The organism is Psychrobacter cibarius, assembly GCF_016107535.1.
GTDB classification, from domain to species: Bacteria; Pseudomonadota; Gammaproteobacteria; order Pseudomonadales; family Moraxellaceae; genus Psychrobacter; species Psychrobacter cibarius.
Genome location: NZ_JABASQ010000006.1, coordinates 128,447 through 138,626 on the forward strand (window position 1 = coordinate 128,447; position 10,180 = coordinate 138,626).

The 10,180-nt window shown below is 41.6% G+C and carries 7 protein-coding genes; 2 read left to right on the forward strand and 5 right to left on the reverse strand.

Annotated elements, in window-relative coordinates; genetic code table 11:
• Nucleotides 1–214: 214 nt before the first annotated feature.
• A complete protein-coding gene (locus tag JFC08_RS06390) occupies nucleotides 215–2,302 on the reverse strand; it encodes a catalase (RefSeq protein WP_198330132.1) in 2,088 nt (695 codons plus the stop codon).
• A gap of 312 nt (nucleotides 2,303–2,614) precedes the next feature.
• Here JFC08_RS06390 and JFC08_RS06395 point away from each other — a divergent pair, with 312 nt between their 5' ends.
• Together JFC08_RS06395 and ppc are read left to right on the forward strand one after the other, a co-directional pair.
• On the forward strand, nucleotides 2,615–3,406 hold the full coding sequence (locus JFC08_RS06395) for a dienelactone hydrolase family protein (protein ID WP_198330133.1): 792 nt from the start codon (nucleotides 2,615–2,617) through the stop codon (nucleotides 3,404–3,406).
• 94 nt (nucleotides 3,407–3,500) lie between these two features.
• Nucleotides 3,501–6,290 (forward strand): phosphoenolpyruvate carboxylase, encoded by a 2,790-nt coding sequence (gene ppc, locus JFC08_RS06400; protein ID WP_198330134.1) that lies wholly within the window; start codon nucleotides 3,501–3,503, stop codon nucleotides 6,288–6,290.
• A 101-nt stretch (nucleotides 6,291–6,391) separates the two neighbouring features.
• Here the strand turns inward: ppc and JFC08_RS06405 are convergent, their stop codons facing one another.
• The 4 genes from JFC08_RS06405 to JFC08_RS06420 form a co-directional block, all read right to left on the reverse strand.
• Nucleotides 6,392–7,045 (reverse strand): DUF938 domain-containing protein, encoded by a 654-nt coding sequence (locus JFC08_RS06405; RefSeq protein WP_198330135.1) that lies wholly within the window; start codon nucleotides 7,043–7,045, stop codon nucleotides 6,392–6,394.
• A gap of 74 nt (nucleotides 7,046–7,119) precedes the next feature.
• Nucleotides 7,120–7,584, reverse strand: a complete 465-nt coding sequence (locus JFC08_RS06410; protein ID WP_198330136.1) for a flavodoxin family protein — start codon at nucleotides 7,582–7,584, stop codon at nucleotides 7,120–7,122.
• Nucleotides 7,585–7,700: 116 nt separating this feature from the next.
• Nucleotides 7,701–8,111: an OsmC family protein gene (locus tag JFC08_RS06415; protein WP_198330137.1), complete on the reverse strand. Its 411-nt coding sequence runs from the start codon at nucleotides 8,109–8,111 to the stop codon at nucleotides 7,701–7,703.
• A gap of 72 nt (nucleotides 8,112–8,183) precedes the next feature.
• Entirely contained in the window at nucleotides 8,184–9,914 is a 1,731-nt protein-coding gene (locus tag JFC08_RS06420; RefSeq protein WP_198330138.1) for an AIPR family protein, read from the reverse strand.
• Between the last annotated feature and the right edge of the window lie 266 nt (nucleotides 9,915–10,180).

Here is a 10,180-nt window from a genome sequence, read left to right on the forward strand (position 1 = left end):
TATAGCATCCCTACTATAGGAGACGCTTTTAACGCGCCTTAATAGGATTTAGTATAACGCCCACCATTCAACTTGTAATGACTTTGAGTGAACGCTTGTGGCTATAAATTGCTTTTTTATAAAAATTGCCATCAAAAAAACCCAGCGCTAAAGCTGAGTTTTCGTTAAATTAGTAAAATTTTAAAAGTATCAGAAGTTTAAACTTAATACTACCTTATGCTAAATCACGAACCTTTGGCTCACGTTCCCACAAGCGTGACTTAGCATTTTCGATAAAAGTATCCAATTCAGCCAGTGGCGTGACAAAGGCATCTTTTTCGATAGGTAGCTTACTTAAGATAAACTCATCAGTCGCCCCGCAATAAGCAATCGCTTTGCAATGTCCATAGGCATCATTGAACCAATCTCGTGCTGAGCTGTCTTTTGCTAGCTTTTTAGCTTGCTCTGGCATAATGATACTAACGACCGCATCAAACATCACTGATGGGCCGCCAGCGAGGCGCTCATCTGCTTGTATGCGAGTGTCGTCATCTAAGACAACTTCTTTATTGGGCGCAACGATTTTCACGCTAGCACCCTGCACTTTTGCCGCCTCTTCGAACTTTTTGATTTCACTATGCTTAGAGCCTTCAGCGACCAAGATACCAATCAAACGGCCTTTTAAACTCTTAGGCGTTAGACCAATCGTTTGTACTGCTTTCGATGTCGCCATATCCTGTACAGGAGCAGCGGCATCAGCAGGCTCTGGCAGTTCCATACCTAGCGCTGTTGCCACACGATTTGCCAAGTCTTCATCGATATGCGGGAGATGACTCAGCATACGAGTACGTACATGCGCCGTATCTACTTTACCTAACTCAAAGGCATAAGCAGACGCAATGTGCGCTTGCTCAGCTGGCGTCTGGCTACGATAGAACATCCGCGGCTGACTATAGTGATCGGCAAAACTTTCTGCACGCACGCGACCTTTCACACCATCATCCAACTGTTCGTGGAACGATTCAAAGCCACGCTTGGCGCTTTCACGTGGTCTAGTCGGATCTAAGCTTTGCGGTTCATAGAGCACACGAGTCTTAGGTACCTGCATCTGCATATGACCATCTTGCTGATTATTGGCAAACGGGCATTTCGGCGCGTTGATTGGGATTTGGGCAAAGTTAGGCGAACCTAAACGTGATAACTGGGTGTCTAGATAACTGAACAAACGACCTTGTAATAATGGATCGTTACTGAAATCAATGCCCGGTGGCAGATGCGATGGACAGAACGCCACTTGCTCGGTTTCTGCAAAGAAATTATCCGGATAACGGTTCAGCACCATTTTACCCACGACTTTCACTGGCACCATCTCTTCTGGAATCAATTTGGTGGCATCTAAATGATCAAACGAGAATTTATCAGCCTCTTCTTCAGTAAATAGCTGGACGCCAAACTCCCATTCAGGATAGTCGCCATTATTAATGGCTTCAAACAAATCACGGCGATGATAATCAGGGTCAGCGCCGGAGATTTTCACCGCCTCATCCCACGTGGTTGACTGTACACCAAGTACAGGTTTCCAATGGAAACGGACAAAGGTACTCTTGCCTTCTTTGTTGATTAAACGATAGCTGTGAATACCAAAGCCTTCCATCATGCGTAAACTGCGTGGTAGTGCACGATCACTCATCAGCCAAATTAAATTATGCATGGTCTCAGGACTTAATGACACAAAGTCCCAAAAAGTATCGTGCGCCGAAGCGGCTTGCGGAAATCCACGATCAGGCTCTGGTTTAACCGCGTGAATCAAATCTGGAAACTTCATCGCATCTTGAATAAAGAAAATCGGCATATTGTTACCAACGATGTCCCAATTGCCTTCTTCGGTATAAATCTTCACAGCAAAACCACGCACATCACGTGGCGTATCTTTTGAGCCTTTGTTACCTGCAACCGTAGAAAAACGGGTAAATAAAGGCGTCTGTTTACCTGTTTCAGTCAAAATTTTCGCCGTGGTATATTTTTCGAGCGACTCAGTGAGTTCAAAATAACCGTGAGCAGCACTACCACGCGCATGGACGATACGCTCAGGAATACGCTCATGGTCAAAATGATGAATTTTTTCCCGTAATACAAAATCCTCTAGCAATGTGGGGCCACGTGCGCCTGCTTTTAGAGAGTTTTGATTGTCAGAGATGACGACACCTTGTTGGGTCGTTAGCACTTTAGTGTCATCCCCTGCGCGCTGGTGAGTCTCACCGCCATTGCCACGTTCCGTATTCATATCTTTAGCGGGGTCAGTATGATCAATATTATTTTTCATTATGCATCCTAGCTAGTAATTAAAAGTAGGCTCTATTTCTTTAGAACCTTTGTATAGAGCTGTCTTTAATATTAGCCAAAAAATATGACTAATTCATGGCACTCCTTGTTGATATTTGGTTAAAGTTTGCAGCCGTGATAAAGCCGTAATTTCAGCGTATTTAAACAGAGCTTCAACGTTGACGATAGATTCTTGTAATGTAGTGATTTTTTAAGGTATGCTCTTAGGAAGCATTAAAACAGTTGATAAATAAAATGGGCATGGTTTTAGCCAACTATTTATCTTTTTTATACGATTATAAGGCGACCTACCATGTTATCAACTTCAAATACTCCGTTCAAAAAACCTTATCACTCATTGCTAATGGGTGCGTCAATCGGACTAACGGCACTGGCTTTTAGCCAAACCGCTGCCGCTATTACGACCAAAAATATTACCTATACCGTGGATGATCAAGCATACGAAGGCTATTACGCCAAAGCCGACAAAGCGAATGCGCCTTTTATTCTACTCATTCATGACTGGGATGGATTGACAGACTATGAGCGTAAACGTGCTGATATGTTAGCAGGCGAGGGCTACAACGTATTGGCGGCAGACATGTTCGGGCAAGGCGTTCGTCCTACTTCCATTGAAGAAAACAAACGCTTAACTGGGGAGTTATACGATGATCGCAATAAAATGCGCCGCATACTTCAAGGTGCGTTGAATGCCGCACGACTACAAGGTAATGATGTACGTAAAGGCACTACCATGGGATATTGTTTTGGCGGTACCGTTGCTCTGGAGCTGGCGCGCTCAGGATTTGAGCAAAAAGCATTTGTACCCTTCCATGGTGCCTTTGATATTCCAACTGGTCAAAGTTATGACAAGACAACTGGAGAAATCTTAGTATTCCATGGCTCTGCTGATGAATCTGTCTCTCTAGAGAGCTTCGCCACTTTGGGTAAGACATTAGAAGCCGCCAACGTACCGCATGAGATGGTGACATACAGTGGTGCACCACATGCCTTTAGCGTGTTCGGCAGTGATAGATATGATGCACGTGCAGATGAGCGCTCGTGGAAACGCTATTTGGATTTTTTAGCAAATGAATATAAATAACTTTAATTTATATCCTATAAGAACAGCGACCCTTAATTATTAACCAGCCTATCTCATTGATAAATGAGTCGATTAAAAGCCAAGGAAGCCAATTATGTTATTGAAGAACGACGTATTGCGTGCGCGTGTTAGATTGTTAGGCGCATTTTTAGGTGAGGCCATTTCTCGCCAATCTGGGGAGGATACCCTACGTACTATCGAAACATTGCGCAAAGGCTTTATTCAGGAGCGCCGCGAGCATAATCCAGCACACAAACAGCAGCTGATCGATCTTATTGCCTCATTAGACAATCAAACCTTAAAAAACGTCATTCGCGCATTCTCTATTTACTTTTTCCTCGCCAATTTAACGGAAGAAAACTATCTGCGTGAGCAACGCCGTACTATGCGTGCCCAGTCCAATCAAAGCTGGGAGGGATCCTTTCGCCGCACCTTGTTAGAATGCCGTGAGCGGCAAATCGAACCTGCGCAAATCAAAGAGCTTATTGATCACCTTAAATTTATTCCTGTTTTTACGGCTCATCCTACCGAAGCCCGTAGACGCACCACCATGAATATTTTGCAGACCCTCTATGAGCATACCGATGCCATGAGCGACTATCCCGAAGGCAGTCTAGCCTTTATGCAAGCCAAGCAAAAAACCGCAGAAACCATTGATTTGCTATGGTCATCAGACGAAGTGCGCAGCCGAAAACCTTTGGTTTATGATGAAATAAACAACGGCTTACACTATTTTGATGCCAGCTTATTCACTGCCATTCCCAAAGTATATCGTAATATAAAAGACGCTATCGTCGATATCTATCCTGAGTTAATCGACTACCCTTTACCCGCCTTTGTCAGTTTTGGCTCTTGGATTGGCGGCGATAGAGATGGCAATCCATTCGTCACCCACGAAACCACTGAAATGGCGGTATTGATGCATGCCAATACCGTGCTACGCCATTACCAAGTATTGGTCAGAAAATTGCGTCGTGAGCTGATTCATAGCGATACTATTGTCGATATCGCACCAGAGATCTATATCCGTATCAAAGACTACAGCACACTCGATCAAAAAGTCTTTTGCTACAATCCTGATGATTACAATAATGAGCCGTACCGAAGATTGCTGTCCATTATTCTGGCTAAAATAAAAGCGACCAACCAGCATATCCAAAGTCAAGGCACAGATAAAGAGGCTGCAAAAGAGGCTTACTCAACACCGACGGCCTTGCTAGATGATTTACGCCTTATTCGCAAAAGTGTCAATACCCATGACAAGGCGCATGGCGAAGGCTTACTGCTTGATACCATTCGCCTAGTCAAAACCTGTGGATTCCATTTAGCCTCGCTAGATATTCGCCAAGATTCAGGTTATCACGGCGAAGTCATTGCAGATATTTTTGCTAGCGCCTCGAATCTGCCCGACTATCACACTCTCAGCGAAACAGAGCGCCAACAATGGCTAACGCGTTTGCTAGAAAAGCCTGGTGCACCGCTGATTTATACTGACAATTTAAGCGCGCAAACACATGAACAGCTTGCTCTGATGAATTCTGTCGCTAAACTGCGCAAACTGGTCGGCGACGATACTTTTGGTAGCTATGTAATTTCGATGACCAACAACGCCAGTCAGCTGTTAGAAGTGCTGCTACTGATGCGTTTTGCAGGCTTATCGGGTATTGATAAGAATGGGCATTTATTTTCTGCCCTACCAGTTGCGCCGCTGTTTGAAACTATCGAAGATTTAAAAAATATCGATAAGATTATGCCAATGGTGTTGGACAATCCGCTATATCGGGAGTTACTTGAGCACTCAGGAAACATTCAAGAGATTATGCTTGGCTACTCAGACTCCTCTAAAGATGGCGGCATTATTACCTCCGCTTGGCAGTTATATAGCGCCCAGCAAACCATCACCGATATCGCCAATCAATATGGTATCACCACCCGCCTGTTCCATGGTCGTGGTGGTTCCGTCAGTCGTGGTGGTGGCTCAACCCATCAAGCCATCGCCGCGCAGCCTGCTGGCACTTTACATGGACAGATCAAATTCACCGAACAAGGCGAAGTACTTTACGCCAAGTATGCCAATCCAGATACTGCCGTGTTTGAATTAACCATGGGAATCACGGGGGCACTAAAAGCCAGCTCGTCACGATTTGTCGAACAACCCAAACAGCTAGATAGCTATGAAGCGTTGTTTGCTGATTTGGCAGATGCAGGCGAACAGCAATATCGAGAGCTGACGGATAATACAGAAGGCTTCTATCAGTTTTATTCTGAGGCCACACCAGTACAAGAGATTTCATTGCTCAATATTGGCTCACGTCCTGCTCACCGTAAAAAAGGACTGCCGAGCAAATCAACGATTCGGGCGATACCGTGGGTATTTGGCTGGTCATTGGCGCGCTTTACCCTTCCTGCTTGGTATGGCGTGGGCAGTGCTTTAGATAGCGTCAAAAAAGACGAAGCGTTAATGAAAGAGATGAATAAAAACTGGCCATTTTTCAATGTCTTTATCAGTAATATTGAAATGGCTTTTACCAAATCCGAGATGAATATCGCCCGTGCATACAGTCAACTGTGTAAAGACGAAAGCTTACGTGAGCAAGTCATGCAGGCAGTGATTGATGAGCATGAACTGACGCACGCAGGTCTCAACTCCTTGCTAGAGCAGGCGTCTTTACTCTCAAACCAACAAGACTTGGCTCATTCATTAGAATGGCGTAACGCCTATTTAGATCCCATTAACTACATCCAGATTGAGCTACTCAAGCGTATGCGCCAGCCTGATAGCGCTAGTGATGATAAATTGGAAAATAATGAGAGACTGGCTGTCGAAGATGCATTAATTCGTAGTATCAATGCTTTGGCAGCAGGGCTACGCAATACGGGTTAGTATTGATACATACAGGAAGGTAGATATTTACTCAATCAAAATCGTACCAACGCTGAGTTGATTCATAGTGTTATCACAGTGAATCAATTCAGCTTTTTACGTTAATAAAGTTTTTCAAATACTAATATTTGATTGTTAGATGGCATCTCATAACGCTTACTTAACGTTAAATGATGTGTATTTGCCAAATCTATAACGTCTTCTAAATGACGGATGCCGCTGTTAGCATCGCGCTGGCGCAAGCTATGATCAAACTGACGATTGCTTGCGCTGCTATAACTGCCATTTTCGTTAAATGGTCCATAAACGATGAATTTACCATTTAAGGGTAGCATATCACCGACCAATTGGAATAATTTAGCCACTAAAGACCACGACATGATATGCAAGGTATTGGCGGTAAATACCGCATCATAAGGCGCATCGGCAACCTCATTGACTGGCACTGAGTTACACGATACATCAAAAGTAAGCGGTGCATATAAATTAGGGGCAGGATAATCAGCATGCCAAGCATTGATGGTGGCGTGATTGACAAACATATCACTAGTCTGCCATGTTAAATGAGTCAATCTTGGTGCGAAATACACACTATGCTGACCCGTACCCGACCCAACCTCTAACACATGAATAGAATCTTGCAACTCTTGCTGTAAAACTTCTAAAATCGGCTGTTTATTATTTTCACACGCTTGAGAAAATGCTATTCCAGCAGGAGCAATCGATTGGCTATTATCTAAATCATCATTCAACACTGCTAATATCCTTATATATCTTCATTACTGTAGCTTTGATATTAATAATGGCGACAAGCAAAGCGACGAAAAAACTAATAAATACCCGCTTCTACCCCAGCTGCCATTGTCATCGCTAACTCTTCGACTTGCTCAGTAAATACCTCTTGCCAATCACCTTGTAAAATCAGCGCTTCTTGAATCCATGACCAACGCAGCCCAGTTGTAATAGTCTTCATAGCAAGCTTAGTACCCGTACCATCATGACCTGCGCGAATATATAGTGCAAACGGCATACCCTGCTTTTTCTCTAAAACCTGATAATAACAGCGATCAAAAAAGTCTTTGGTCAGTCCTGCCATATAAGCCAAGTTCTCAGTCGTCCCTAATAATAGTGCGTCAGCTGCCAATACATCTTCAGGCTGGGTATCTTGGGGAGATTTGATTATGACATTGATATCTATATCAGGATGATTGGCACCATCATAAGCCGCTTGCGCCAACTTCTTAGTATTAGGTGATGGCGCATGCGCAACAATAAGTAAGGTTTTGCTAGCCATCTCAACCATCCTTATAAAGGTCACTGGTTTTTGGAATTAACAATTCTTGGAATCAGTAGTTCTTAGAATTAAAAGCTCTTAGAATTAAAAGCTCTTAGAATTAAAAGCTCTTAGAATTAATGGCTTCTGGAATGAATAGTCACTTTTTGAATGATATCAGGATGGATACTTTTCGCAACCGGACAAGTCAGCGCGGTGTTATAAAATATCTTTTGCGTCTTGTCATCTAGCTGTTTATTAAAGGTGATAGCAACATGCACTTCACTGACACGTCTTGGATCAGCAGCCATTATTTTAGTCACTTCAGCGGTAGTACCTGCAATATCGATATCCATATCACGGGCTTTGATACCGATAATGGTTAGCATACAACTGGCTAAGCTGGTCGCCAATAAATCAGTTGGTGAAAACGCCTCGCCCTTACCTTGATTATCAATAGGTGCATCGGTAATGATTTCATTACTTGATTGCAAGTGGCTGGCAGTGGTGCGCAAATTGCCTTGGTAGGTTACTTTTGATGTGGTCATAAGGTTCTCTTTGATATTTACTATTAGTAAGATATAATTCTTATAGAATCTTGATTAGATAGTTTAGGAGTATTAGTTTATTTTAGTAGGGAATAACCTTTGAGTGAACTCATCTACTACACTTTCTGTTCTAATGAAGTCTCGAATTCTTTCGCGAGTAGTTATATTTGATTCTGATATTATACTTTCTAGATGACTGGCGACATCCTCTATTTGGGCTGAAAATGCATCGTTATCATTTAAAACAGCAAATACAGCAGCTGTTACTTTCTTTTGTGATTTTAACGGTGCATCTAATATATCTCCAGTTTTCCAATGTTTTTTTACTAAAGCATACAATGCATAGAAACGGAAAATAACTCGTGTTCTATCAACTTTTCCTGAGCGTACTAAATAGTCGAATTTGTACAATGCTAAAGCAGCAATATGGTAAAGCTCAACATTGTGATTCTCTGAAAAGATCCTTCCATCAAACTCTTTCCGTATTCCTCTGTGATCACGTGCTGCACGATGTGGCTGATAAAAAAACATAGCTGCTGCAACTTTCATTAGATCTGATGGACGAAGGATTCGTGTGCGTTCAATCCCAACATCTCTATACTGATTATCTCTTCTTTCAATATAAATACGTGCATCACCACTTTGAGAAGCACAATACTCTTCTAGATCTTTCATAAACGGGCGTAGTGCCCAAAACTGATCTTCTCTAACTTCATTTTGTCGGTTTGTACCGATGATAACACTGGATACAAAATCAGTATCGCTACACCCAATCAAACGCAGTGGAACAAATATACTTTCGGCTTGATCAGGAATATAAGCCAAAATATTTGTAGTTTGGCACCCATTTACAATTTGATAGTCTTCTAGACTGAAAACATCTCCTTTACGATCTATATTTTTGGAAACAACGGTAATTCCGTTATTTTTAAAAACAAAAGAAGCATTACCACCTGATTCTAATTCAGATATTATTGATTTGTTTATTTCAGATTCAGGATTAAAGTCTCTGACATTATCATAAAATAAAGACTTATTAATGTGTCGAACTCCATCTTGGTCAGGCTCTCCAAGTGCAATTGCTAAAATCTCTGATGCAGGAACATATCCAATATATGCTTCATCAACTTTTTCATGATTTGGCATTGTAACCGCTTTTTGAAAATTAAGCTTTGCGGAAGATGAATTCGTTGCCGAACGAAAACCATTTTGAATAATTTTAGCGCCTACACATTCAATATGGATATCATTAAAAATATTTAGCTCACTCAAACGTATTTTATTCGTTTCTATTAACCTTTCTATTAACTCTGAAACTTGACCTGAACCAGTAGTACAGTAGTAACATCTTAAAGAAGGACTCGTTTTAGCCGCTGTCGAATAGATTGCTTCTTTTACTTCGGCAAGACTTTGCAATTGCTCGCTTATAATTAATGATCGATCCGTGAAAAAGTCATAGACCGCATCAAGGAATTTTGAGATATTTCCGTAATCAAGTTTATCTGATGTTTTTGACTGAAAAAAATGGAAATCTGAAGAATGATTTCTTCCTAAAGAAAGAATCTCAATAGCTTCATCAATCTCAGTACAAAGAGACCCCTGAATAGAAATAGCTACTCCATCAATACCAAACTCCTCCCCTTTGAGATGAGCTCTAAAAGGATCTATATTTTCTCCAAGCACTCCGTTTTCTATTGAGAATATTGACATGACTTCAAAAAAATCTGATTCATCCATATTTTCGTTTGGATTCATTTCTTGAAAAGTTTTAAGTTGCGCTTTAACGATTGGATTCATAGCCATATAGCTTCCTTTGCTTTAAAGTTATACTTATTACGAAGACTGAATTTTTATAAGCCATTATAAATACTTTTCTGACTGACAAGTAGCTTAAGATTATAAATAGTATTTCTAATACTTATATCATTATTATTCTACATTTATTAATAGTATAGCTTGAGTATAAACATGGTTAAACCCGAGCCAAAAGAAAACCCCCTTCTGCATAAGCAGAAGGGGGTTTTACTTTGAATAGAGAGCTGACGATGACCTACTCTCACATGGACGAA